Annotated in this window: 21 protein-coding genes; 14 read left to right on the top strand and 7 right to left on the bottom strand. The window is 61.3% G+C overall.

What is annotated here, in order from left to right; translation table 11 throughout:
* Positions 1-39 precede the first annotated feature (39 nt).
* Positions 40-1,491, bottom strand: coding sequence for an alanine/glycine:cation symporter family protein (locus HU749_RS01435; RefSeq protein ID WP_186649562.1), 1,452 nt, complete (start codon positions 1,489-1,491; stop codon positions 40-42).
* Between the two features lie 488 nt (positions 1,492-1,979).
* Positions 1,980-3,404: an aspartate ammonia-lyase gene (aspA, locus tag HU749_RS01440; protein ID WP_003196363.1), complete on the bottom strand. Its 1,425-nt coding sequence runs from the start codon at positions 3,402-3,404 to the stop codon at positions 1,980-1,982.
* A gap of 180 nt (positions 3,405-3,584) precedes the next feature.
* Here aspA and HU749_RS01445 point away from each other — a divergent pair, with 180 nt between their 5' ends.
* From HU749_RS01445 to HU749_RS01465, 5 genes are all read left to right on the top strand, one after another.
* Positions 3,585-4,502 carry a LysR substrate-binding domain-containing protein gene (locus HU749_RS01445; protein ID WP_046064699.1) on the top strand — a complete coding sequence of 306 codons (918 nt, stop codon included), beginning with the start codon at positions 3,585-3,587 and terminating at the stop codon, positions 4,500-4,502.
* Positions 4,503-4,875: 373 nt separating this feature from the next.
* Positions 4,876-5,367, top strand: coding sequence for a 5-(carboxyamino)imidazole ribonucleotide mutase (gene purE, locus HU749_RS01450; RefSeq protein WP_018604706.1), 492 nt, complete (start codon positions 4,876-4,878; stop codon positions 5,365-5,367).
* Positions 5,368-5,379: 12 nt separating this feature from the next.
* Positions 5,380-6,465, top strand: coding sequence for a 5-(carboxyamino)imidazole ribonucleotide synthase (locus tag HU749_RS01455; protein ID WP_018604709.1), 1,086 nt, complete (start codon positions 5,380-5,382; stop codon positions 6,463-6,465).
* A 102-nt stretch (positions 6,466-6,567) separates the two neighbouring features.
* On the top strand, positions 6,568-6,813 hold the full coding sequence (locus tag HU749_RS01460; protein WP_003196372.1) for a GlsB/YeaQ/YmgE family stress response membrane protein: 246 nt from the start codon (positions 6,568-6,570) through the stop codon (positions 6,811-6,813).
* Between the two features lie 89 nt (positions 6,814-6,902).
* Positions 6,903-7,439: a DUF3299 domain-containing protein gene (locus HU749_RS01465; RefSeq protein WP_186649564.1), complete on the top strand. Its 537-nt coding sequence runs from the start codon at positions 6,903-6,905 to the stop codon at positions 7,437-7,439.
* 126 nt (positions 7,440-7,565) lie between these two features.
* Here the strand turns inward: HU749_RS01465 and HU749_RS01470 are convergent, their stop codons facing one another.
* The gene (locus HU749_RS01470) at positions 7,566-8,465 is read right to left on the bottom strand and encodes a D-hexose-6-phosphate mutarotase (RefSeq protein WP_186649566.1); all 900 of its coding nucleotides are present in this window, start codon (positions 8,463-8,465) and stop codon (positions 7,566-7,568) included.
* Positions 8,466-8,522: 57 nt separating this feature from the next.
* Positions 8,523-8,927, bottom strand: coding sequence for an acyl-CoA thioesterase (locus HU749_RS01475; protein WP_003177184.1), 405 nt, complete (start codon positions 8,925-8,927; stop codon positions 8,523-8,525).
* Between the two features lie 377 nt (positions 8,928-9,304).
* Here HU749_RS01475 and HU749_RS01480 point away from each other — a divergent pair, with 377 nt between their 5' ends.
* The 8 genes from HU749_RS01480 to HU749_RS01515 all read left to right on the top strand — a co-directional run bounded on the left by HU749_RS01480 (position 9,305) and on the right by HU749_RS01515 (position 20,054).
* Positions 9,305-10,603, top strand: coding sequence for an MFS transporter (locus tag HU749_RS01480; protein WP_014335887.1), 1,299 nt, complete (start codon positions 9,305-9,307; stop codon positions 10,601-10,603).
* Between the two features lie 239 nt (positions 10,604-10,842).
* The gene (locus tag HU749_RS01485; RefSeq protein WP_046064702.1) at positions 10,843-11,844 is read left to right on the top strand and encodes a phosphate ABC transporter substrate-binding protein PstS; all 1,002 of its coding nucleotides are present in this window, start codon (positions 10,843-10,845) and stop codon (positions 11,842-11,844) included.
* Positions 11,845-12,249: 405 nt separating this feature from the next.
* The gene (locus tag HU749_RS01490) at positions 12,250-14,283 is read left to right on the top strand and encodes an ABC transporter permease subunit (protein ID WP_186649599.1); all 2,034 of its coding nucleotides are present in this window, start codon (positions 12,250-12,252) and stop codon (positions 14,281-14,283) included.
* A 15-nt stretch (positions 14,284-14,298) separates the two neighbouring features.
* Positions 14,299-15,969: a phosphate ABC transporter permease PstA gene (gene pstA, locus HU749_RS01495; protein WP_046064704.1), complete on the top strand. Its 1,671-nt coding sequence runs from the start codon at positions 14,299-14,301 to the stop codon at positions 15,967-15,969.
* 156 nt (positions 15,970-16,125) lie between these two features.
* The gene (gene pstB, locus HU749_RS01500; RefSeq protein WP_014335891.1) at positions 16,126-16,959 is read left to right on the top strand and encodes a phosphate ABC transporter ATP-binding protein PstB; all 834 of its coding nucleotides are present in this window, start codon (positions 16,126-16,128) and stop codon (positions 16,957-16,959) included.
* A 97-nt stretch (positions 16,960-17,056) separates the two neighbouring features.
* Positions 17,057-17,818, top strand: a complete 762-nt coding sequence (gene phoU, locus HU749_RS01505) for a phosphate signaling complex protein PhoU (protein ID WP_018609970.1) — start codon at positions 17,057-17,059, stop codon at positions 17,816-17,818.
* Between the two features lie 167 nt (positions 17,819-17,985).
* A complete protein-coding gene (locus tag HU749_RS01510; RefSeq protein WP_095962710.1) occupies positions 17,986-18,936 on the top strand; it encodes a response regulator in 951 nt (316 codons plus the stop codon).
* A 221-nt stretch (positions 18,937-19,157) separates the two neighbouring features.
* Positions 19,158-20,054, top strand: a complete 897-nt coding sequence (locus HU749_RS01515; RefSeq protein WP_186649569.1) for a peptidoglycan DD-metalloendopeptidase family protein — start codon at positions 19,158-19,160, stop codon at positions 20,052-20,054.
* 165 nt (positions 20,055-20,219) lie between these two features.
* Here HU749_RS01515 and HU749_RS01520 read toward each other — a convergent pair whose 3' ends face one another.
* From HU749_RS01520 to phoB, 3 genes are all read right to left on the bottom strand, one after another.
* On the bottom strand, positions 20,220-21,560 hold the full coding sequence (locus HU749_RS01520) for a hemolysin family protein (RefSeq protein WP_014335895.1): 1,341 nt from the start codon (positions 21,558-21,560) through the stop codon (positions 20,220-20,222).
* Positions 21,561-21,673: 113 nt separating this feature from the next.
* Positions 21,674-22,960 carry a phosphate regulon sensor histidine kinase PhoR gene (gene phoR, locus HU749_RS01525; protein ID WP_189664562.1) on the bottom strand — a complete coding sequence of 429 codons (1,287 nt, stop codon included), beginning with the start codon at positions 22,958-22,960 and terminating at the stop codon, positions 21,674-21,676.
* A gap of 81 nt (positions 22,961-23,041) precedes the next feature.
* Positions 23,042-23,731 carry a phosphate regulon transcriptional regulator PhoB gene (gene phoB, locus HU749_RS01530; RefSeq protein WP_003177195.1) on the bottom strand — a complete coding sequence of 230 codons (690 nt, stop codon included), beginning with the start codon at positions 23,729-23,731 and terminating at the stop codon, positions 23,042-23,044.
* Positions 23,732-23,883: 152 nt separating this feature from the next.
* On the opposite strand from phoB, the gene HU749_RS01535 reads away from it, so the two are divergent.
* A complete protein-coding gene (locus HU749_RS01535; protein WP_095974481.1) occupies positions 23,884-24,267 on the top strand; it encodes a COG4315 family predicted lipoprotein in 384 nt (127 codons plus the stop codon).
* Positions 24,268-24,384 lie beyond the last annotated feature (117 nt).

The raw sequence follows: 24,384 nt of genomic DNA on the forward strand, positions 1-24,384 counted from the left end.
GCAGGGGATGCGCCCGGTTTTTTACCATCAGCCTGCCGATCAGCGTTGCGCTGCGGTCACGCCCGCCGGGGCGTTTTCAGGCTTGGCAGCCGGTACCGACGGGGTGGCTGGCCATGCATTGCGGTCCAGGTCCAGGTCCGGGAACTTGCTGGAGTCGAAAACTGGCACCTTGATGCCGGCCGCACGCTGGTCATCGTAGTCACGCAGGATGCGCATGCCGACCTTGAACAGCAGGAACAGCGCGATCAGGTTCACGAACGCCAGCAGGGTCATGGTGATGTCGGCGAAAGCGAACACGGTGCCGAGGTTTTCGATGGCACCCCAGAAAATCAGGACCAGGACCAGCGCGCGGTAGCCGATCAGGACCTTGCGATTGTCACCGATCATGAAGCGCAGGTTGTTCTCGCCCAGATAGTAGTTGTAGAGGATCGAGGTGAACACGAACAAGGACAGGGCCACGGAGATGAATATCCGGCCCCAGTCACCCACGACGGCCGCCAGGGAGTTCTGGGTCAGGGCAATGCCGTCGCCTTCGAAACCCGGGGTGTAGAAGCCCGACAGCAGGATCAACAGCGCGGTGCAAGTGCAGATCAGGAACGTGTCGAGGAACACGCTGAACGCTTGAACAACACCCTGAGCTACTGGGTGCTCGACCGACGCGACGGCGGCGACGTTAGGCGCACTGCCCAGGCCGGCTTCGTTGGCGAATACGCCACGCTTGACGCCCATGACGATGGCGCTGCCGATCAGGCCGCCAAAGGCCTGATCCAGGCCGAACGCACTTCTGACGATAGTCGCCAGCATGTCCGGTACGTGTTCGAACTGCAGCACGATGACGTAGAGGGTCACGCCGATGTACGCCAGGGTCTTGACCGGTACCAGCAGGTCGGCCACCTTGGCGATACGCTTGATCCCGCCGATGAATACCAGGCCCAGCAGCACCGCCAGGCCCAGGCCGGTGTAGGTGGTGTCGAAGCCGAAGGCGTTGTTCAGGGAATGGGTGACCGCGTGGGCTTGCAGGCCGTTGAAGGCGAAGCCGAAGGTAACCAGCAGCAGGAACGCCATGATCATGCCCAACCAGCGCTTCTGCAGGCCGTGCTGGATGTAATAGGACGGGCCGCCACGGTACTGGCCTTCGGAATCGCAGCGCTTGTAGAGCTGGCCGAGGGAGCATTCGAAGAAGCTGCTGGACATGCCGACCAGCGCGGTCACCCACATCCAGAACACCGCACCAGGACCACCCAGGGTCACGGCGATGCCGACACCGGCGATGTTGCCCGCGCCGACACGGCCGGCCAGGCTGAGCATCAGGGCCTGGAACGAGCTGAGCTGTTCAGTGCTGCTTTTCAGGCTTTCACGGAATACCGTGAACATATGAAAGAAATGACGGAACTGGACGAAACGCGAGCGGATCGTGAAGTAGCTCCCGAGCCCGACAATGAGCACGATCAGCACTTTCCCTGAGAGGAAGTCGTTGATGACTTCAAGCATGAGTATTCCTCGCTGTTTTTTGTTTAAGCAAATGCTGGCCATTTGGAAATATCGCGTTACATCGGTCGGCGCGCGGCCCAACAGGTGAGGCGATGTTTCGTCCCGGTCCATTTTCGCGGGTTTGTTATTAGTTCGGTTTTCGCATGTTTAAGGATCTCGCTGCAGACGACCGCTCATGCGAAGAGGGGCGGCACTATACCTATCAGCGCGGTGCCCGTCTGCACAGTTGTGGTGCGTCCGACGAAACGAATCCTTTGAAACACCTGGCCTTTCGGTCAGGTTATTGTGGGGGCGAGCCTGCTCGCGTTGGCTGGCGACGCGGTTTACAACGGGCAGCGCGTCGTCGTTTATCACGAGCAGGTTCCTTCCCACAGGTTCAGTCATCCTTGGCTGCTATCAATTAAAAAAAGGGCTTGGGGAAGATCCCCAAGCCCTCAAAAGGTGAGAGGTGTCTAGTCCCTCGACCTGGTGAGCGGTGGTCGTGTCGATCACGCTTTGAGCGGGACCAGACGCGGAGCAATCATGTTTTCCGGGCGCAGGATGTCGTCGAGCATGGCGTCGTCGAGCAAGCCTTCTTCGCGCACCAGTTCCAGCACGCCGCGGCCACTTTCCAGGGCTACACGGGCGATGCGGGTGGCGTTTTCATAGCCGATGTACGGGTTCAGGGCGGTGACCAGGCCGATCGAGTGCTCGACCAGTTCACGGCACCGCGCTTCGTTGGCGGTGATGCCGACGATGCAGTGCTCGCGCAGCATGTCCATGGCCCGTTGCAGCAGGCGGATCGAGTCGAAGATCTTGAAGGCGATCAGCGGTTCCATCACGTTCAGCTGCAGTTGGCCGCCTTCGGCCGCGATGGTCAGGGCCAGGTCGTTGCCGATGATCTGGAACGCCACCTGGTTGACCGCTTCCGGGATTACCGGGTTGACCTTGCCGGGCATGATCGAGCTGCCTGGCTGGCGGGCCGGCAGGTTGATTTCGTTGATGCCGGTGCGTGGGCCGCTGGACAGCAGGCGCAGGTCGTTGCAGATCTTCGACAGCTTGACCGCGGTGCGCTTGAGCATGCCGGAGAACAGCACGAAGGCGCCCATGTCGGAGGTGGCTTCGATCAGGTCGGCGGCCGGAACCAGCGGCTGGCCGCTGATGGTTGCCAGGCGCTGTACGGCCAGGGCCTGGTAGCGCGGGTCGGCGTTGATGCCGGTGCCGATGGCGGTGCCGCCCAGGTTCACTTCAGTGAGCAGTTCAGGCGCCAGGGTTTTCAGGCGCGCCAGGTCTTCGCTCAGGGTGGTGGCGAAGGCGCGGAATTCCTGGCCGAGGGTCATCGGCACGGCGTCTTGCAGCTGGGTGCGACCCATTTTCAGGACGTGGCTGAATTCTTCACCTTTGGCCGCGAACGCCTGGATCAGGCTGTCGAGGCTGGCCAGCAACGCATCGTGGCCCAGCAGCAGACCCAGGCGGATCGCGGTTGGGTAGGCGTCGTTGGTGGACTGCGCCATGTTCACGTCGTTGTTGGGGTGCAGGTACTGGTACTCGCCTTTCTGGTGGCCCATGGCCTCCAGCGCGATGTTGGCGATGACTTCGTTGGCATTCATGTTGGTCGACGTGCCGGCGCCGCCCTGGATCATGTCCACCACGAATTCTTCGTGGAAATCGCCGCGGATCAATCGTGCACAGGCTTCACTGATGGCGGCGTGCTTGGCTTCGCTGAGCTGGCCCAGTTCGCGGTTGGCGTCAGCGGCGGCCTGTTTGACCATTGCCAGACCGACCACCAGTTTAGGGTAATGCGAGATCGGGACGCCCGAGAGACGGAAGTTGTTTACCGCTCGTAGGGTCTGGATGCCGTAATACGCTTGCGCCGGTACTTCGAGTACGCCAAGCAGGTCTTTTTCTGTGCGGAATGATGCAGCGGAGGACATGATAGAAATCATCTCGATAAGGACCCGGTCTGAGCCGGAACGCTGCGAATCCTAGGCTCTGGAAAAAAATAGGGCCAATGCTGTTAAGCACTGGCCTATGCATATTCGGCATAATGTCGGTGTGACGTCGGCGGTGCGACGGACGTGTGACCTGTTTTGGTGCGTGTAAGGGAGGACGTGATGAATCTTGAAAGCAAATGGCTTGAGGACTTCAGTGCCCTGGCCGCTACCCGCAGTTTCTCCCAGGCGGCCGAGCGGCGTTTCGTGACGCAACCGGCATTCAGCCGGCGAATCCGCAGCCTCGAGGCGGCGCTGGGGCTGACCCTGGTCAACCGTTCGCGCACGCCCGTCGAGCTGACGGCGGCGGGGCAGTTGTTCCTGGTGACGGCGCGCACGGTGGTCGAGCAACTGGGTGAAGTGTTGCGTCATTTGCATCACCTGGAAGGCGGGCAGGGCGAAGTCATCCAAGTGGCCGCTGCCCACTCCCTGGCGCTGGGCTTTTTCCCGCGCTGGATTGCGCAATTGCGCAACGAAGGGATGAACATCGCCACGCGGCTGGTGGCGACCAACGTCGGCGATGCCGTCCACGCCTTGCGTGAAGGGGGCTGCGACCTGATGTTGGCCTTCTACGACCCGGATTCGGCCATGCAGATGGACCCGGAGATCTTCCCGTCGCTGCACCTGGGCCAGACCGAGATGCTCCCGGTGTGCGCCGCCGATGCCGATGGCAAGCCGCTGTTCGACCTTGAAGGCGAGGCCAGCGTGCCGCTGCTGGCCTACAGCGCCGGGGCGTTCCTCGGGCGTTCGGTCAACCAGTTGTTGCGCCAGCGGGCACTGCGGTTCACCACGATCTACGAGACGGCCATGGCCGACAGCCTGAAAAGCATGGCCCTGGAAGGCCTGGGCATCGCCTGGGTGCCGCACCTGAGCGTACGCGCCGAACTGGCCCGGGGTGAGCTGGTGATCTGCGGCGGGACGCAATGGCACGTGCCGTTGGAGATTCGCCTGTACCGCTGCGCCTTGGTGCGCAAGGCCAATGTGCGGTTGTTGTGGCGCAAGCTTGAAGGTGGCGTGGCGCAGGGTGCTATTGGATCTTGAATCCAACGCAGTCCCCTTTGTGGGATGTCACTGATATCAGGGGCATTACCGAGCCCTTGTGGGAGCGAGCTTGCTCGCGATGACGGACTGATATTCACAGTTGCATTGACTGACCTATCGCTATCGCGAGCAAGCTCGCTCCCACAAGGGATTTGTGTCGTTGTTCTGCTGACCTGCGAGTCAATAAAACCGCCACTTCACCGCAAATGACAGATGGTCGGCGAAAGTGCGTTTAACGCACCATTTTCGGTATACTGCCCGGCCTTCGGTCGGCTTGCCCGGCCATAATTCGTACAACAAGCCACGCCGGTTTCCTGCGTGGCTTGTTGTTTTTTGACGCGCCTGCGGGCGCCCAGAGAGAAGAGGCACGACGATGAGTGCACTGGTTGGCGTGATCATGGGCTCCAAGTCCGATTGGTCCACCCTTAGCCACACCGCCGATATGCTGGAAAAGCTCGGCATCCCTTACGAGGTGAAAGTGGTCTCCGCCCACCGTACCCCGGACCTGCTGTTCCAGTACGCCGAAGAGGCCGAGGCGCGTGGCATCGAGGTGATCATCGCCGGTGCCGGTGGCGCCGCCCATTTGCCAGGCATGTGTGCGGCCAAGACCCACCTGCCGGTGCTGGGCGTGCCGGTCCAGTCTGCGATGCTCTCGGGTGTCGATTCGCTGCTGTCGATCGTGCAGATGCCGGCCGGTATCCCGGTCGCGACCCTGGCCATCGGCAAGGCCGGCGCGATCAACGCGGCCCTGCTGTCGGCGAGCATCCTGGGCGCCAAGCACCCACAATTTCATACCGTGCTGAAAAAATTCCGCGCTGAGCAGACAGACAGCGTCCTGGACAATCCAGACCCACGCATTGCCTGAGGTTGTTGACGAATGAAGATCGGTGTAATCGGTGGCGGCCAGTTGGGTCGCATGTTGGCCCTGGCAGGTACACCGCTGGGGATGAACTTCGCTTTCCTGGATCCGGCGCCGGACGCCTGCGCCGCGGCACTGGGTGAACACCTGCGGGCCGACTACGGCGACCAGGATCACCTGCGCCAATTGGCCGATGAAGTTGACCTGGTGACCTTCGAGTTCGAAAGCGTCCCGGCCGAAACCGTGGCCTTCCTGTCCCAGTTCGTCCCGGTCTACCCGAGCGCCGAAGCCTTGCGGATCGCCCGTGACCGCTGGTTCGAAAAGAACATGTTCAAGGACCTGGGCATCCCCACGCCAGCCTTCGCCGACATTCAGTCCCAGGCCGACCTGGACGCTGCCGTCGCTGCCATCGGCCTGCCCGCCGTGCTCAAGACCCGCACCCTGGGTTACGACGGCAAGGGCCAGAAAGTCTTGCGCAAGCCTGAAGACGTGGTCGGCACGTTCGCCGAGCTCGGCAGCGTGGCCTGCTTGCTGGAAGGCTTCGTGCCGTTCACCGGGGAAGTTTCGCTGATCGCCGTGCGTGCCCGCGACGGTGAGATCCGCTTCTACCCGCTGGTGCACAACACTCACAAGGACGGCATCCTCAAGCTGTCCGTGGCCAGCACCGATCATCCGTTGCAGGCCCTGGCCGAGGACTATTCCAGCCGGGTGCTCAAGCAGCTCGACTATGTCGGCGTGATGGCGTTCGAGTTCTTTGAAGTGGACGGTGGCCTCAAGGCCAACGAAATCGCCCCTCGGGTCCACAACTCCGGGCACTGGACCACCGAAGGCGCCGAGTGCAGCCAGTTCGAAAACCACCTGCGGGCGGTGGCGGGGCTGCCGCTGGGGTCGACCGCCAAGGTCGGCGAGAGCGCGATGCTCAACTTCATCGGCAAGGTGCCGGACAGCGAGAAAGTCCTGTCGATCGCTGACTGCCATTTGCATCACTATGGCAAGGCGTTCAAGGTCGGGCGCAAGGTCGGTCATGCCAACCTGCGCTGTGCTGACCGGGCGACGCTGGCCCAGCAGATCATCAAGGTCGAGACACTGATCGCCGAGCAATAATCTGCAGCATTGGTGGAACCATTCGTCGGCTAATCTCTCTCATGGCTAAGTGCCAAATCCTGTCCAGGCTTTGGCTTAGCGTTTTAACCAGAGGGTAATGCCATGGGAATCATCGGAACCATTTTTATCGGCTTGATCGTTGGCCTGCTGGCACGCTTCCTGAAGCCGGGCGATGACAGCATGGGCTGGATCATGACCATCCTGCTCGGTATCGGCGGTTCGTTGGCGGCCACGTACGGCGGCCAGGCCCTGGGCATCTACCAGGCCGGCCAAGGTGCTGGTTTCATCGGTGCCCTGGTGGGCGCAGTGGTATTGCTGGTGATCTACGGCCTGATCAAAAGAAACTGATTCAAATGCGATAAAGCCCTCTCTGCCTGGCGCGCAGAGGGGGCTAGAATGCTCGGCGGTTCACTTTCCACTCATTGCCGAGCCCTTTCATGCGCCGTCTAGTGTTGACCCTTCTTCTGCTGGGCAGTGGCCTGGCCCATGCTGCCGAACTGCCGGAAACCGACTGGCTCGAACTGATGCCCAAGTCGGACCAGAAAGCCCTCGAGGCCATGCCCGATATCGACCACAACTCCCCGGAAGCCAATGGCACCTTCACCGAAAAAGGTGGCCTGAAGCAAAGCAAAGGCTTGCCGGCGGTGATGTATTCGACCAAGACCGTGGCGGCGATGAATGACAAACACATCCGCATCGGCGGTTACCCGGTACCGCTGGAAACCGACGCCAAGGGCCGCAGCACGCTGTTTTTCCTGGTGCCCTACCCCGGCGCCTGCATCCACGTCCCGCCACCGCCGCCTAACCAGTTGGTGCTGGTGCGCTTTCCCAAGGGCCTGAAGCTGGACGACATCTATACACCGCTGTGGGTGACCGGCACGTTGAAGATCGAAAAGGTCGACAATGATCTGGCGAGTGCGGCGTATGCACTGGAGGCGCAGAAGGTGCGGGTGGTGCAGGAGGCGGATTTGTAGGTCTGGTACGAGTCCACTGTGGGAGCGAGCCTGCTCGCGATAGCGGACTGACAGTCAATATTTGCATTGACTGATACACCGCTATCGCGAGCAGGCTCGCTCCCACATGGGGATTTTCAGTGTGGCTTAGAGCGGCTTGCTGCCGATGCTCACGCCCAGGGTATGGCTGGCCTGTGGCAACAACGTCACCACATCGTCCATCACATTGGCTGTCTCGATGCACAGCATGCGCTGCCAGCCGTCGTCGGCCATGTCGCTGAAGGCCTTGGCGCGTTCGGTCCAGGGGTTCCAGATCACCGCCGAGCGCGAACCGTTGCTGGTCAGCTCGATCCGGCGTTCCCACTGCGGGTCAATGATGCTCAGCTTTGGCGGGGTATCGAGGTAGATGCGGTCGGTCTCGCCAGTAAAGTGCAGGTTGCCGGCCTGGGTAACGGTTTTCCAGTCGTCCAGGGTCTCGATATAGCTCAAGCCATCCACCCCTTCGACCTGCACGTTGCACACGTCGCTCACGGCAAAGTAGCTGTGCAGCGCCTGGCTGAGGCTGACGGTGTCGCTGCCACGGTTATGGCTGGTGAGGCGGATGTGCAGTTGCTCGTCCATCACGATGGTCAGCGTCAGGTCGACCTGATGAGGCCAGCCAGGGAGGCCGTTCTCGGGGTAGGGCAGCACGAATTCCACCTTGAGGCTTTCGCCTTCGGCTTCGATGCCCTTCAACGACCAATCCATCGCCCGCACCAGGCCGTGGGCGGTGGCCGGGTCGTTGCTCACGCGCATGGCCTGTACGCTGTCGGGGTTGCGCGTCAGGTTGCCGAACCACGGCCAGCACACCGGCACGCCGGCGCGGATGCTTTTGCCGGCCTTGAACGTGGCCTGGTCGTTGAGCCAGATCAGCGGCGGCTGGCCGTCCACTTGATAGCTGAGGATATGCGCGCCTTGTTGGGCCACCAGCAACTCGGCCTGACCGTGGCGGATACGCCAGGCGTTCAGTTCATCCAGTTTGACGGCTTCGACGTTGGGCGTAGGCATGTTGCAAATCTCGCTCGGGAACAGGGACTGCAATGGACCGCAAAACGGTCGCCGTGTTTAACGGGCGCGCGGCGGAACCGAGCGGGTGCGACCGCTGCCGTCGATGGCGACGAAGACAAATACCGCCTCGGTCACCTTGCGCCATTCACTGGACAGCGGGTCGTCGCTCCAGACCTCGACCATCATCTGGATCGAGCTGCGGCCGATTTCCAGCGCCTGGGTATAAAAGGAAAGCTGCGCCCCCACCGCCACCGGCACGAGGAACGCCATGCGATCGATCGCCACGGTAGCCACGCGTCCGCCCGCCACTTTGCTGGCCATGGCCGTGCCGGCCAGGTCCATCTGGGACACCAGCCAGCCGCCGAAAATATCGCCGAAACCGTTGGTCTCGCGAGGGAGCGCGGTGATTTGCAGGGCCAGGTCGCCTTGCGGGATTGGATCTTCTTGTTCGAGCTCTATCATGCCGGGGGTGCCTCTGACCCGTAACGCTGTCTTGTACTTCAGGTGAATAGCCGTCTTTGTAAAAAACGATTCAGCCCGAACATACTGCGTTCGTCACGTTTTTCGTAAAGGCGTGCCAAAGGGAAACTCTGCGAAACCGGCTGGTTCTGGTACTACGCCACCAACGACGTTTTCGCACAGCAACCCCTTACAGAGTACTGCAAGGTTGCGAGTATATCGGGCGATAGACGTCGAGACGACCACTCGGTTCTGATTTTGACTATCAAATACGCACCTCTATGTGCTTTTTCGAACAATTTGCTATCGTGCCGGACCTGCCCAGGCCCCCAACCCGTGTTAACAGGGTTGCAGAACCAACTATAAGAGAAGTCCTTGCCATGACCACTGCGCCTTCGAGCACGGCGACGCCCGCACAACCGGCACGTCCACTGACCCGCAACGATTACAAGACCCTGTCGCTTTCTGCTTTGGGCGGTGCGCTGGAGTTCTACGATTTCATCATTTTCGTGTTCTTTGCCACCGTGGTCGGCAAATTGTTCTTCCCTGCCGAAATGCCCGAGTGGCTGCGCTTGATGCAGACGTTCGGCATTTTTGCCGCCGGTTACCTGGCCCGGCCGCTGGGCGGGATCGTCATGGCCCATTTCGGCGACCTGCTGGGGCGCAAGAAGATGTTCACCCTGAGCATTTTCATGATGGCCGTGCCGACCCTGATCATGGGGCTGCTGCCCACTTATGCGCAGATCGGCATGTGGGCGCCTATCCTGCTGTTGCTGATGCGGGTGATCCAGGGCGCGGCCATCGGCGGGGAAGTGCCGGGTGCCTGGGTATTCGTTTCCGAACACGTTCCGGCGCGCCACATCGGCTATGCCTGCGGCACGCTGACCTGCGGCCTGACGGCGGGAATTTTGTTGGGTTCGCTGGTCGCCACGGCGATCAACAGCATTTATACACCCGTGGAAGTGGCCGATTACGCCTGGCGGATCCCGTTCCTGCTGGGTGGCGTGTTCGGGCTGTTTTCGGTGTATCTGCGCCGCTGGTTGCACGAAACCCCGGTGTTCGCCGAGCTGCAACTGCGCAAGGCCCTGGCCGAGGAAGTGCCGCTGCGGGCCGTGCTGCGTGATCATCGCGGCGCCATCGCCATTTCCATGCTGTTGACCTGGCTGCTGTCGGCCGGCGTCATTGTGGTCATCCTGATGACACCGACCGTGCTGCAGACGGTGTACCACTTCAGTCCGACCATCGCGTTGCAGGCCAACAGCCTGGCGATCGTGTTCCTGAGTTTCGGTTGCATCGGTGCGGGTGTGCTGGCCGACCGTTTTGGCGCCGGCCGGGTGTTTGTCTTCGGCAGCGGTTTGCTGTTGATCACCTTCTGGACCTTCTACCACTGCCTGTTCGATCACCCCGAGTGGCTGTTCCCGCTGTATGCCTTGAGTGGCCTGCTGGTGGGCACCATCGGCGCGGTGCCCTATGTGATGGTCAATGCCTTCCCGGCCGTGGTGCGCTTCAGCGGCTTGTCGTTCTCCTACAACCTGGCCTATGCAATTTTCGGCGGGTTGACGCCGATGATCGTGACTCTGCTGTTGAAAGAGAGCTCGATGGGGCCGGCGTATTACGTGGCGGCCATTTGCGGGATCGGGATTGTGGTGGGCGGGTATCTCTGGAAGAAGGGGCGCTAGGACCGAATCTTTCACTGACTGCACTGGCCTCATCGCGAGCAAGCTCGCTCCCACAAGGGTTCTGCGTTCACCGCAAAGCCCCTGTGGGAGCGAGCTTGCTCGCGATTGGGGCTGCATGAATCATCTTGTAAAACTCGATACTGGCCTTTCATCCAATTGTCATATTTCAGCCATAGAGTGTTCACACGGCTTACCGATACTTGGCCGACTTAACACACCCTATCTGCTAGGAGTAAGGCATGAAACTGAAGCGTTTGATGGCGGCAATGACGTTTGTCGCTGCTGGCGTTGCGACTGCCAGCGCGGTTGCCGCTGGTGTTGACCCGGCAATTCCGTCTTACACCAAGACCACTGGTGTATCGGGCAACCTGTCCAGCGTCGGCTCCGATACCCTGGCTAACCTGATGACCTTGTGGGCCGAGAACTACAAGAAAGAATACCCGAACGTAAACATCCAGATTCAGGCTGCCGGTTCTTCCACCGCGCCACCCGCGCTCACCGAAGGCACCTCCAACCTGGGCCCGATGAGCCGCAAGATGAAGGACAACGAGCTGCAGGCTTTCGAAACCAAATACGGTTACAAGCCTACCGCCATCCCGGTTGCCGTGGACGCCCTGGCGGTATTCGTACACAAGGACAACCCGATCAAAGGCCTGACCATGGCTCAGGTTGATGCGATTTTCTCCTCCACTCGTCTGTGCGGCGCCAAGGCTGACGTCAAGACCTGGGGCGACCTGGGCGTGACCGGTGACCTGGCCAACAAGCCAGTCCAGTTGTTCGGTCGTAACTCGGTATCCGGCACCTACGGCTACTTCAAAGAAGAAGCCCTGTGCAAAGGCGACTACAAGTCCAACGTCAATGAACAGCCTGGCTCGGCCTCGGTTGTACAGTCGATCAGCAGCTCGCTCAACGGCGTTGGCTACTCGGGTATCGGCTACAAGACCGCCAGCGTGAAAACCGTTGCCCTGGCCAAGAAAGAAGGCGGCGAGTTCATCGAAGACACCGAAGAAAACGCCCTGAACGGCAAGTACCCGCTGTCGCGCTTCCTCTACGTTTACGTCAACAAGGCACCGAACAAGCCTCTGGCCCCGCTGGAAGCCGAGTTCGTGAAGCTGATCCTGTCCAAGCAAGGCCAGGAAGTTGTAGTCAAGGACGGCTACATCCCGCTGCCAGCCAAAGTAGCCGCCAAGGCACTGGCTGACCTGGGTCTGCAAGAAGGCGGCAGCGTCGCCAAGAAGTAATACCTGAGCCCGGGCCTACGCCCGGACTCCTGTGGGAGTGAAGGTTGCTCCCACAACCCAAATTCCTGTCCGCTGCCGCTTTCTGTCGGCGGCGGATTTGTTGCGTCACTGCATTGTCATCTTTCTGTCATACAGGATCGCTAGGGTGTGCGCATGAATGATCTGGCCAATTCCACAATGACTACGACTTCCCCTCCCAAGCGCATTGACTTCAATACGCCTGAGCTGCAACGCAAGCGCCGCATTCGCGCGCTCAAGGATCGCCTGACCCGCTGGTACGTGCTGGTCGGCGGCCTCGCCGTCCTCGCCGCCATTACGTTGATCTTCTTCTTCCTGGCCTACGTCGTGCTGCCCCTGTTCCAGGGCGCGGACCTGACGGCCAAGGACTCGATCACCCCGGCCTGGATGCAAGACGCCGGCAAACCGCTGATGATCGCCATCGAAGAACAGAACCAAGTGGCCATGCGGGTTTCCGACAAGGGCCAGGCGCTGTTCTACGACCTCGACAGCGGTGCCGAACTGCGCCGCGTCGACCTGCCGATTCCGGCTGGCGCCAGCGTGACTGCCATTGGCGAAGACCAGCCCGGCAGCCCATTGGTGGCGATCGGTCTGTCCAACGGCCAGGCCTTGGTATTCCGTCACACCTATAAGGTCAGCTACCCGGACGGCAAGAAAACCATCTCGCCCGCCGTCGAATATCCTTACGGCGAGACGCCGATCGCGTTGAACGAACAGGGCATGGCCCTGGAACATGTCAGCCTCAACGCCACCGATTCGACCCTGCTGCTGGCCGGTTCCAGCGGTGCCCAGCTGCAAGTGCTGTCGCTCACCAGCGAAGAAAACATGATGACCGGTGAGGTTACCAGCGAGCAGACGCGCATCGACCTGCCACAAATGACTGAGCCGGTGAAGAACATTTTCGTCGACCCGCGCCAGCAATGGCTGTATGTGATCAACGGACGTGCCCAGGCCGATGTGTTCAGCCTGCGGGACAAGAGCCTCAATGGCCGCTACAAACTGCTCGAGAACGCCGACGCCCAAGTCACCGCCGCCACCCAGCTGGTGGGCGGGATCTCGCTGATCGTCGGCGACTCCAAGGGCGGCCTGGCCCAGTGGTTCATGGCCCGCGATCCGGACGGCGAGTTGCGCTTCAAACAGATTCGCACCTTCCAGATGGGCAGCACGCCCATCGTCGAGATCAGCGCCGAAGAACGTCGCAAAGGCTTTGTTGCGCTCGACGCCGCCGGCAAGCTGGGCGTGTTCCACAGCACCGCCCACCGTACTCTGCTGGTGGACCAGGTGGTCGACGGCCAGGGCCTGTTCGGCATGTCGCCACGGGCCAACCGCCTGATCGTTGAACAGGGCGGCAAGCTGCAACCCTTGACGCTGGACAATCCGCACCCGGAAGTGTCGTGGAGCGCGTTGTGGAGCAAGGTCTGGTACGAAAACTACGACGAACCCAAGTACGTCTGGCAATCGACCGCCGCCAACACCGACTTCGAACCCAAGATGAGCCTTTCGCCGCTGACCTTCGGCACCTTGAAAGCGGCGTTCTACGCGATGTTGCTGGCTGCGCCGCTGGCCATTGCCGCCGCGATCTACACCGCCTACTTCATGGCCCCGGGCATGCGCCGCAAGGTCAAGCCGGTGATCGAACTGATGGAAGCGATGCCGACGGTGATCCTCGGGTTCTTCGCCGGCCTGTTCCTGGCGCCGTACGTCGAAGGGCACCTGCCGGGTATTTTCAGCCTGCTGATGTTGCTGCCAATTGGCATCCTGGTCGCCGGTTTCGTCTTCAGCCGGCTGCCGGAATCCATTCGCCTGAGAGTGCCGGACGGCTGGGAAAGCGCCCTGCTGATCCCGGTGATCCTGTTCGTGGGCTGGCTCTCGCTGTACATGAGCCCGTACATGGAAGCGTGGTTCTTTGGCGGCGACATGCGCATGTGGATCTCCCATGACCTGGGCATCACCTACGACCAGCGCAACGCCCTGGTGGTCGGTCTGGCGATGGGCTTCGCGGTGATCCCGAACATCTATTCCATCGCCGAAGACGCCGTGTTCAGCGTGCCGCGCGGCTTGACCCTGGGCTCCCTGGCCCTCGGTGCCACGCCATGGCAGACCATGACCCGCGTGGTGATCCTCACCGCCAGCCCCGGCATCTTCTCGGCGCTGATGATCGGCATGGGCCGTGCGGTGGGCGAGACCATGATCGTGCTGATGGCCACCGGTAACACGCCGGTCATGGAAATGAACCTGTTCGAGGGCCTGCGCACCCTGGCGGCCAACGTGGCGGTGGAGATGCCTGAGTCGGAAGTCGGCGGCAGCCATTATCGCGTGCTGTTCCTGTCGGCCCTGGTGCTGCTGTTGTTCACCTTCGTCATGAACACCCTCGCCGAGCTGATCCGTCAGCGTCTGCGCAAGAAATATTCGTCGCTTTAAGAAAGGTAGAAGTCTGTGAAACAGAACTCCCTGAAAGGATGGTTCAAGAGCGGCGCCCCCGGCGTCTGGATCAGCGGCGGCGCGGTGTCCATCGCGGTCATCATGACCATTGGCCTGCTGGCGGTGATCGCCGTACGCGGCCTGGGTCACTTCTGGCCGGCGGACCTGATCCACGCCAGCTACAACGTGCCGGGCATGCCTGCGCACCTGGTGGTCGGCGAAGTCGTGCAGAAGGAACAAGTGCCTCGTGAGCGCCTGAAAAGCGCTGGTCTGCCGGTGCCCGACGAAGGCCCCGAGTTCATGACCCGCGAACTGATCAAGGTTGGCAACCGGGACCTGAATGGCACCGACTTCACCTGGATCGTCGGCGACTGGCTGACCAACCAGACCACGCCGCCGGAGCTGATGGCCATCGAGCGTCGTGAGTGGGGCAACTTCTACGGCTACCTGGTCAACGTCAAGGAAGACGGCAAGGTCATCGCCGAAGGCGAGGCCGCCTGGCCGCAACTGCAGGCTCGCGTAGAGCGCGTCAACCAGTTGGCCTCCGAGCTCAAGACCCTGGAAAAAGTCGACATCGGTGCAATCAACGCCGGCCTGGAACGCATCCGTCTGCACGGCCGCAAACTGGAACTGGACGGCAAGCTCGATGCCGCCGCCCAAGCCGACCTGGAAAGCGAGCGCGCCGAGCTCAATGCCCGCTACAAGGACATCGAAGCGCGCCTGGCCGACCTGCATGCGCAGTTCAATCGCGACAGCCTGACCGCCCGCGATGCCAACGGCAAGGAAGTGGAAATCGAAATCGGCAAAGTGGTGCACGCCTACCAGCCAAACGGCATGGGGACGTTCACCAAGATGGGTTTCTACGTCAGCAAGGTCTGGGAATTCCTCAGCGACGACCCGCGTGAAGCCAACACTGAAGGTGGCATCTTCCCGGCGATTTTCGGCACGGTGATGATGACCCTGATCATGGCGATGATCGTGACGCCGTTCGGCGTGCTGGCGGCGGTCTACCTGCGTGAATACGCCCGCCAAGGCCCGATGACCCGCCTGATCCGCATCGCGGTGAACAACCTGGCGGGTGTTCCGGCCATCGTCTACGGTGTGTTTGGCTTGGGCTTCTTCGTCTACGTGCTGGGTGGTTCGGTCGACCGCCTGTTCTTCCCCGAGGCCTTGCCGGCGCCGACCTTCGGCACCCCGGGCCTGCTCTGGGCATCCCTGACCCTGGCACTGCTGGCGGTGCCGGTGGTGATCGTGGCCACCGAGGAAGGCCTGGCGCGGATCCCGCGGACGGTGCGCGAAGGCTCCCTGGCCCTCGGCGCGACCAAGGCCGAGACCCTGTGGAAAATCGTCCTGCCCATGGCGAGCCCGGCGATGATGACCGGCATGATCCTCGCCGTGGCCCGTGCTGCCGGTGAAGTGGCGCCGTTGATGCTGGTGGGCGTGGTGAAACTGGCGCCGTCGCTACCGCTGGATGGCAACTACCCGTACCTGCACTTGGACCAGAAGATCATGCACCTGGGCTTCCATATCTATGACGTGGGCTTCCAAAGCCCGAACGTCGAAGCGGCGCGACCGCTGGTGTACGCCACGGCACTGCTGCTGGTGCTGGTGATCGCCACGCTCAACCTGTCGGCGGTGTGGATCCGTAACCACCTGCGCGAGAAGTACAAGGCACTGGATAGTTGATTGTCTGTGGGAGCGGGCTTGCTCGCGAAGCTTCTGGCGGCCTCGAGGGCCCCTTCGCGAGCAAGCTCGCTCCCACACTGATCGGCGTTCACCGAAATTTTATGGGGCCGCCACAAAGGCGTTCCGAACCGAATTTGTTAGCACAGGGAGCCTCCCATGCAACACGAAGCACATACACACGGCATCAACATGTCGGCCCTGGGCCGCGACAAGCAGAGCCTGGACCTGGCTCAGGAAACCGTCGCCATCGAAGTGCCCGGCCTGAACCTGTTCTACGGCGACAAGCAGGCGCTGTATGACGTCAGCCTGAATATCCCGAAACAGCGCGTCACCGCGTTCATCGGCCCGTCGGGCTGCGGCAAATCAACCTTGCTGCGTACCTTCAACCGCATGAACGACCTGGTGGACGGCTGCCGTGTCGAAGGGGAAATCAACCTCTACGGCAACAACATCTACCGCAAGGGCGAAGACGTGGCCGAGTTGCGTCGTCGCGTGGGCATGGTGTTCCAGAAGCCCAACCCGTTCCCGAAAACCATCTACGAGAACGTGGTCTACGGCTTGCGCATCCAAGGCATCAACAAGAAGCGCATCCTCGACGAAGCCGTGGAATGGGCCCTCAAGGGCGCGGCGCTGTGGGATGAGGTCAAGGACCGTCTGCATGAGTCGGCCCTGGGCCTGTCCGGCGGTCAACAGCAGCGTCTGGTGATCGCCCGCACCATCGCCGTGGAGCCGGAAGTGCTGCTGCTCGACGAACCTTGCTCGGCCCTGGATCCGATCTCGACGCTGAAAGTCGAAGAACTGATCTACGAGCTCAAGTCCAAGTTCACCATCGTCATCGTGACCCACAACATGCAACAGGCGGCGCGGGTTTCCGACTACACGGCGTTCATGTACATGGGCAAACTGGTGGAATTCGGCGATACCGATACCCTGTTCACCAATCCGGCCAAGAAACAGACCGAGGACTACATCACCGGTCGTTACGGCTAGTCGGGGCTGCTGCATAGCCGCACTGCGCTATCAGGATCAACATTTAACTGCTTGAAGCTTGCAGCTTGAAGCTTGCAACTTTCGCGGAGCGAACAAGATGATTTCGAAGGAAGGCCTTACTCACCACATTTCCGCACAGTTCAACGCTGAGCTTGAGGAAGTGCGCAGTCACTTGCTGGCCATGGGCGGGCTGGTGGAAAAGCAGGTCAACGATGCGGTGACCGCGCTGATCGAGGCCGACTCCGGCCTGGCCCAGCAGGTGCGCGAAATCGATGACCAGATCAACCAGATGGAGCGCAACATCGACGAGGAGTGCCTGCGTATCCTGGCCCGTCGACAGCCGGCGGCTTCTGACCTGCGCCTGATCATCAGCATCTCCAAGTCGGTGATCGATCTCGAGCGAATCGGCGACGAAGCTACCAAGATCGCCCGTCGTGCCATTCAGTTGTGCGAAGAAGGCGAGGCGCCGCGCGGTTACGTCGAGGTTCGCCACATTGGCGACCAGGTGCGCAACATGGTCCGCGATGCACTGGACGCCTTTGCCCGCTTCGACGCCGACCTGGCACTGTCGGTGGCCCAGTACGACAAGATCATCGACCGCGAATACAAGACCGCCCTGCGCGAGCTGGCGACTTACATGATGGAAGACCCGCGCTCCATCTCCCGGGTGTTGAGCATCATCTGGGTGCTGCGTTCTCTGGAGCGTATCGGCGATCATGCGCGCAACATCTCGGAACTTGTCATCTATCTGGTGCGCGGCACCGATGTGCGGCATCTGGGGCTCAAGCGCATGAAGGAAGAAGTTGAGGGCACCCCGTCCGAAACTGCTAATGTTCCGGGCGAAACTGACGATAAGTAAGATTGCCAAGAAAAGCGCCCGGCCTTCTGGTCGGGCTTTTTTTTGGGTTTTTTTTAATCGAAAGCAGCACCCCGCGAACGAAAAGTCCCGGCGTGACTGAAGGTTTTTGGCAATGTGCCATCAGTAAAAGCGGTATGCTTGCCGGGATTTTTTAGAGGTGTATCTGGATGAGTAAGGTCAGTGTGTTGGTCGTGGACGATGCTTCGTTCATTCGTGACCTGGTGAAGAAGTGCCTGCGCAACTACTTCCCGGGCGTGCGCATCGAAGACGCGGTGAACGGCAAAAAAGCCCAGGCCCTGCTGGCTCGCGAAGCGTTCGACCTGGTGCTGTGCGATTGGGAAATGCCGGAAATGTCCGGCCTGGAACTGCTGACCTGGTGCCGCCAGCAGGACAACCTCAAGGGCATGCCGTTCGTGATGGTCACCAGCCGCGGCGACAAGGAAAACGTGGTCCAGGCGATCCAGGCCGGCGTCTCCGGTTATGTCAGCAAGCCGTTCACCAACGAGCAGCTACTGACCAAGGTCAAGCAAGCCCTGCATAAGGTCGGCAAGCTTGACACGCTGATGAACAGTGCCCCGACCAAGATGAACTCGGCGTTCGGCAATGACTCCCTAAGCGCCCTGACGGGCGGCAAGGCTGCGGTGGCGGCGGTCGCTTCGGCGCCTGTGGCGAATCCTTTTGCCAAGCCGGCTGCCGCCCCCGCCCCCGCCGCTGCTGCCCCGGCCCGTGGCCTGCTCAACAGTCCACCCGTCAAGGCACCGGTAGCCGCCGCTTCGACGACCAACCGTGGCCAAGGCCAGTTGCGCCTGTCCAGCGGCACCCAGCAATGTGTGATCAAGGCCCTGAGCCTCAAGGAAGCGCTGCTGGTGGTCAAGCGCAGCGAGACCCTGCCGCAAGTGCTCGAAAGCGCAGTGCTGGACATGGAGCAGGGCGACAACGCCGAAACCGCTCGTCTCAACGGCTACCTGCACGCCATCGTCGCCCATGAGCAGACGCCTGACAGCGAGTGGCTGCAATTGACGTTCCGCTTCGTCGACAAAGACCCGCAGAAACTCGACTACATCTCCCGCCTGATCGCCCGCGGCACTGCCCAGAAGCACTTCGTACCAGGCGCTTGATGCGGCGGCGCCCTTGAGTCCGCTATCGCGAGCAAGCTCGCTCCCACAGGGGATCTTCAGTGTTCACTGGATCGAGTGTGGGAGCGAGCTTGCTCGCGATGGGGCCATAAGATCCAACACCGATCGCTGATCCAATTTTGAAACATCCGTCGACTACGCTGGTCCATCCCAGCTGCTAGGCTGCTGTGCAGGCCTTCATTTTTTCGACAGAACCCTTACCCATGCTCGCACCCCTGCTGTTTGCCTGTGGTCTTGTCCTGGCCTCCACCTCGGCCGTGGCCATGACGATCTACAAATCCACCGATGCCAATGGCGTGGTGTCCTATAGCGACCGCCCCAGCAAGGGCGCCCAGGTGTTCGTGTTCCGCGACCGCATGGTCGAGCGCCTGGAGCGGCAGGTATTCCTCGATATCAAGAAACAGAACGGCGCGGATGCGGTGTTCGTGCGCAACGATTTGTATGCGCCGGTGGAGATCGAGTTGAGTTTTGCCGGGCTGCGCAACGTCAGCGGGGCGCCGAGCCGGCCGATTCGTCGGGTACTGCCGGCACGCAGCAACCTGCGCCTGGCGCTGCTCACGGCCACTCGGCCCGGCAGGCCGCTGGTGTATACCCCAAGGTTCGAATACTCCCTGGGCGACCCCACCGGCGCGGCACAGGCCTATCAGTACCCGTTGCCGTGGCGTGGCGGGCCGTTCCGGCTGAGCCAGGGCGCCAACGGCCAGTACAGCCATTACGGCCCGAAGAACCGCTACGCCATGGACATTGCCATGCCCGTGGGCACGCCGATCATCGCGGCGCGGGGCGGCGTGGTCATCAAGACTGAAAACGAGCAGACCGGCCGTGGGGACGACCCTTCGGGCAACTTCGTGCGGGTGCTGCACGATGACGGGACCATGGGCGTCTACCTGCACTTGCAGAAAGGTTCGGTGAGCGTACGGGAAGGGCAGCGGGTCGGGGTGGGCGCGCCGTTGGCGTTGTCGGGCAATACCGGCAACAGCTCAGGCCCGCACCTGCATTTCGTGGTGCAGCGCAATACCGGCCTGGGGCTGGTGTCGATTCCCTACCAGTTCAATCAACCGGTGGGCGACTTGCCCAACTTTGCGGTGGGCAAGCAATAGCTTCTGCAGATGCGAAGGCGCTTTTTGTGGTGGAGGGATTCATCTGTGGGAGCAAGGCTTGCCCGCGATGAGGGCGACGCGGTCTTCCAGAAACTGAGTTGCCTGTATCGCGAGCAAGCTTTGCTCCCACCGTTTTGCCACCGGCTTGCCAGAGCAGGTTGACACTCAATCGAGCATCAACACCTTCGCCAGAATGATCTTCGGCCCTTTCATCTTCTTGATGATGATCCGCAGGCCTTCGACCTCCAGTACTTCTTCCTCTTCCGGTACGCGCTTGAGGGTTTCATAGACCAGCCCGGCCAGGGTTTCGGCTTCGATGTGGTCCAGGTCGATCCCCAGCAGGCGCTCGACCTTGAACAATGGTGTGTCGCCGCGCACCAGCAGCTTGCCCGGCTGGTAGGCCAGGATGCCGCGTTCGGCCTTGCGGTGTTCGTCCTGGATGTCGCCCACCAGCACTTCCAGCACGTCTTCCATGGTCAGGTAGCCGATGATGTTGCCGTCGGCTTCCTCGACCAGGGCGAAGTGCGAGCCGCCCTTGCGGAACTGCTCCAGCAATTGCGACAGCGGCATGTGCCGCGACACGCGCTCCAGCGGCCGGGTCAGTTCGGCCAGGTTGAACGACTCGGGAATGTGATCCAGGGCCGCCAGCTCCAGCAGCAGGTCCTTGATGTGCAGCAGGCCGACGAACTCCTGGCGTTCGCTGTCATACACCGGATAACGGCTGAACTTGTGGCGACGGAACATCGCCAGGATTTCCTTGAGCGGCGCGTTGAACTCCAGCGTCACCAGGTCTTCCCGGGAGTTGGCCCAGTCCACCACTTCCAGCTCGCCCATTTCCACGGCCGAGGCCAGCACACGCATGCCTTGGTCGCTCGGGTCCTGGCCTCGGCTGGAGTGCAGGATCAGCTTCAGTTCTTCGCGGCTGTAATGGTGTTCGTGATGCGGGCCGGGCTCGCCTTGGCCGGCGATGCGCAAAATGGCGTTGGCGCTGGCGTTGAGCAGGTAGATCGCCGGGTACATGGCCCAGTAGAACAGGTACAGCGGCACGGCGGTCCACAGCGACAGCAGCTCGGGTTTGCGAATGGCCCAGGATTTGGGCGCCAGTTCACCGACCACGATGTGCAGGTACGAAATGATGAAGAACGCGGTGAAGAACGACACGCCCTTGATCACTTCCGGCGACTGTACGCCGACCGCGCCCAGCAGCGGCTCGAGGATGTGGGCGAACGCCGGCTCACCGACCCAGCCCAGTCCCAGGGACGCCAGGGTGATACCCAACTGGCACGCCGACAGGTAAGCGTCGAGCTGGCTGTGGACGGTGCGCAGGATGTGCCCGCGCCAGCCGTTCTGCTCGGCAATGGCCTCGACCCGGGTCGAACGCAGCTTGACCATGGCGAATTCGGCCGCAACGAAAAAACCGTTGAGCAAAACCAGGATCAGCGCAAAAAGAATCATGCCGAATTCGGCGAAGAGTGTGACGAGGGACAAGCCAGGGGAAGGGTCCATGATGGGGTTTTGCGGGTTCCGTAAAGTCGTAGGAATTAAAAATGAGCGCCTGAAAAGGCAGGCGCAAGTCAGCCAATGTAGCGGCTGACTCGGCGATTGCCTAGGGGGGGCGTTTAATCAGCGGGGCGGGCGAGGCGTGCGCGAACCACCTGGGCCGGGGCGAAATGGCAGGTAAAGGTGCTGCCATGGCCGGGTACGCTGCTGATTTCCATGCGGGCGCGGTGGCGCAGCAGGACGTGTTTGACGATGGCCAGGCCCAGCCCGGTACCCCCGGTGTTGGAGTTGCGGCTGGAGTCGACACGGTAGAAACGTTCGGTCAGGCGCGGCAGGTGCTTGCTGTCGATGCCAATGCCCGAATCGCGCACGCTCAGGTGCGCGCCTTGCTCATCGCCCCACCAGCGCACATGGATCCGGCCTTGCTCCGGCGTGTACTTGACCGCGTTGAACACCAGGTTGGAAAACGCACTGCGCAGTTCCGCCTCGCTGCCTTTGAGCTGCACGGCCGGGTCGGCCTCCAGGGTGATGGTCTGCTGCTTGGGGCCGGACAGTTCCTGCGCATCTTCGACAATGATTTGCAGCAGGTCGTCGATGGGCACTGGCTGGTTGTCCGACGGGTAGTCGGTGGCTTCCAGCTTCGCCAGCAGCAACAAGTCGTTGAGCAGGGTCTGCATGCGCCCGCTTTGCTGGTGCATCTGTTGCAAGGCCCGGCTCCAGCGTGGGTTCACCTCCTCGACGTTGTCGAGCAGGGTTTCCAGATAACCGCAGATCACCGTCAACGGCGTGCGCAGTTCGTGGGAGACGTTGGCGATGAAGTCCTTGCGCATCTGTTCCAGCTGATGGATACGCGTGACGTCGCGCACCAGCATCAAGTGCTCATTGTTGCCATAGCGGGTGATGTACAGCTGGATGCGTAGCCGATCATTGGTGGGCGAAGGGATCTCCAGCGGCTCGGCGTAATTGGCCTGCTCGAAATATTCCTTGAAGCGCGGATGACGCACCAGGTTGGTCACCGGCTGGCCGCTGTCCTGTGGCGTCTTGAGGCCCAGCAGGGTCTCGGCGGCGCGGTTCCACCACTCCAGGTTGCCGTCGCTGTCGAGCATGATCACCGCGTCTTTCAGCGCGGCAGTGGACTCCTGGACCCGGTCGATCACCGCCTGCAGGCGCCCGCGAACGCGCTGGTCGCGCCGTTGCAGGTGGTAGATGCTGTCGAACACCTCACCCCACAGGCCATAGCCGTCGGGCGGCGCTTCGTCGGGTTGGTGCAGGCGCAGCCATTCATGCAGGCGCAGCAATTGCTTGAGTGTCCAGGCCAGGTAAAGCCCCAGGCCCGCGGCCAGGCTCCAACCGTAATAACCACTGATCAGGCCGATCAGCAAACAGCCGGTCACCAGCAACAACATGTGGCGAATCAGGGTGCCATGCCAGTTTTGGTTCACGTGACGCGCGTCCTTGTCAGCTTTGTCGGGCGGTAAGGGCTCGGATCAGGCCTTGGTCGAAAAACGATAACCGGTGCCGCGCACGGTTTGTACCAGATTTTCATAGGCATCGCCGAGGGCCTTGCGCAGGCGCCGGATGTGTACGTCCACGGTGCGCTCCTCGACATAGACGTTGCCACCCCAGACCTGGTCCAGCAGTTGGCCGCGGGTGTAGGCACGTTCCTGGTGAGTCATGAAAAACTGCAACAGGCGGTATTCGGTCGGACCCATTTCGGCGGGTTTGCCGTCGATGGTCACGCGATGGCTGATCGGGTCGAGCAGCAGGCCACCGACTTCGATGGGGGCTTCGCCATCCGTCGGTCCGGCGCGGCGCAGCACGGCCTTCAGGCGCGCCACCAGCTCCCGTGGCGAAAACGGCTTGGTGATGTAGTCGTCGGCGCCGACTTCCAGGCCCTGGATCTTGTTGTCCTCTTCGCCCTTGGCCGTGAGCATGATGATCGGAATATCGCCGGTCAGCTCGTCACGCTTGAGCCGCCGCGCCAGTTCGATACCTGACGTGCCGGGCAGCATCCAGTCCAGCAGGATCAGGTCGGGCTTGCGGTCGACGATGATGGCGTGGGCCTGTTGAGAGTTTTCTGCTTCCATGCAGTCATAGCCGGCCATCTCCAACGCAACGGCGATCATCTCGCGGATGGGCGCCTCGTCGTCGACGATCAGAATGCTCCTGCCAACCATGGGGTAATCCTCTTGTCATTTAACTGTCTTGCGCCGCATTAGATAACGGAATTATTGCAGTCGTGTGACAGTTATTTCGTCGTGCGGCGGTGAAAGGGATCCTGGACTACGCTTTTCAGTCCGAATCCTGACAACTACAAAGGAAGGTTTCCATGAAACAAATGACTGTTTCTTTCAAAGCCCTGCTGATGGCTGCTGCCCTGATGCTGCCTGGATTGGCGATGGCAGCCGATCCTGCGATGGAGAAGGACGGTATGTTCACCGACCATAAGGGCATGACGCTTTACACCTTCGCCAAGGACTCGGCCGGCAAGTCGGCGTGCAATGACAAGTGTGCCGCCAATTGGCCACCGCTGATGGCTGAGGCGGGTGATAAATCCATGGGTGACTGGACCGTGATCAAGCGTGATGATGGCTCAATGCAGTGGGCCTATCAGGGTATGCCGCTGTACACCTTCGTGAGGGACACAAAAGCCGGAGACATGACGGGTGATGGCTTGATGGACGGTGCCTGGAAAGTTGCCAAGCCCGATTGACGAGCCCAGCCAAGATGCTTTTTGTGGCGAGGGAGCTTGCTCCCGCTGGGCTGCGAAGCGGCCCCAAGATTTAGCGGTCGCTGCGCAACCGAGCGGGAGCAAGCTCCCTCGCCACAG

Source organism: Pseudomonas ogarae, from assembly GCF_014268695.2.
GTDB classification, from domain to species: domain Bacteria; phylum Pseudomonadota; class Gammaproteobacteria; order Pseudomonadales; family Pseudomonadaceae; genus Aquipseudomonas; species Aquipseudomonas kilonensis.

What these genes read in the sequence shown, in the direction of transcription:
- HU749_RS01435 (WP_186649562.1), bottom strand. Translation starts at nt 1,491, where the DNA reads ATGCTTGAAGTCATCAACGACTTCCTCTCAGGGAAAGTGCTGATCGTG.
- aspA (WP_003196363.1), bottom strand. Translation starts at nt 3,404, where the DNA reads ATGTCCTCCGCTGCATCATTCCGCACAGAAAAAGACCTGCTTGGCGTA.
- HU749_RS01445 (WP_046064699.1), top strand. Translation starts at nt 3,585, where the DNA reads ATGAATCTTGAAAGCAAATGGCTTGAGGACTTCAGTGCCCTGGCCGCT.
- purE (WP_018604706.1), top strand. Translation starts at nt 4,876, where the DNA reads ATGAGTGCACTGGTTGGCGTGATCATGGGCTCCAAGTCCGATTGGTCC.
- HU749_RS01455 (WP_018604709.1), top strand. Translation starts at nt 5,380, where the DNA reads ATGAAGATCGGTGTAATCGGTGGCGGCCAGTTGGGTCGCATGTTGGCC.
- HU749_RS01460 (WP_003196372.1), top strand. Translation starts at nt 6,568, where the DNA reads ATGGGAATCATCGGAACCATTTTTATCGGCTTGATCGTTGGCCTGCTG.
- HU749_RS01465 (WP_186649564.1), top strand. Translation starts at nt 6,903, where the DNA reads ATGCGCCGTCTAGTGTTGACCCTTCTTCTGCTGGGCAGTGGCCTGGCC.
- HU749_RS01470 (WP_186649566.1), bottom strand. Translation starts at nt 8,465, where the DNA reads ATGCCTACGCCCAACGTCGAAGCCGTCAAACTGGATGAACTGAACGCC.
- HU749_RS01475 (WP_003177184.1), bottom strand. Translation starts at nt 8,927, where the DNA reads ATGATAGAGCTCGAACAAGAAGATCCAATCCCGCAAGGCGACCTGGCC.
- HU749_RS01480 (WP_014335887.1), top strand. Translation starts at nt 9,305, where the DNA reads ATGACCACTGCGCCTTCGAGCACGGCGACGCCCGCACAACCGGCACGT.
- HU749_RS01485 (WP_046064702.1), top strand. Translation starts at nt 10,843, where the DNA reads ATGAAACTGAAGCGTTTGATGGCGGCAATGACGTTTGTCGCTGCTGGC.
- HU749_RS01490 (WP_186649599.1), top strand. Translation starts at nt 12,250, where the DNA reads ATGCAAGACGCCGGCAAACCGCTGATGATCGCCATCGAAGAACAGAAC.
- pstB (WP_014335891.1), top strand. Translation starts at nt 16,126, where the DNA reads ATGCAACACGAAGCACATACACACGGCATCAACATGTCGGCCCTGGGC.
- phoU (WP_018609970.1), top strand. Translation starts at nt 17,057, where the DNA reads ATGATTTCGAAGGAAGGCCTTACTCACCACATTTCCGCACAGTTCAAC.
- HU749_RS01510 (WP_095962710.1), top strand. Translation starts at nt 17,986, where the DNA reads ATGAGTAAGGTCAGTGTGTTGGTCGTGGACGATGCTTCGTTCATTCGT.
- HU749_RS01515 (WP_186649569.1), top strand. Translation starts at nt 19,158, where the DNA reads ATGCTCGCACCCCTGCTGTTTGCCTGTGGTCTTGTCCTGGCCTCCACC.
- HU749_RS01520 (WP_014335895.1), bottom strand. Translation starts at nt 21,560, where the DNA reads ATGGACCCTTCCCCTGGCTTGTCCCTCGTCACACTCTTCGCCGAATTC.
- phoR (WP_189664562.1), bottom strand. Translation starts at nt 22,960, where the DNA reads ATGTTGTTGCTGGTGACCGGCTGTTTGCTGATCGGCCTGATCAGTGGT.
- phoB (WP_003177195.1), bottom strand. Translation starts at nt 23,731, where the DNA reads ATGGTTGGCAGGAGCATTCTGATCGTCGACGACGAGGCGCCCATCCGC.
- HU749_RS01535 (WP_095974481.1), top strand. Translation starts at nt 23,884, where the DNA reads ATGAAACAAATGACTGTTTCTTTCAAAGCCCTGCTGATGGCTGCTGCC.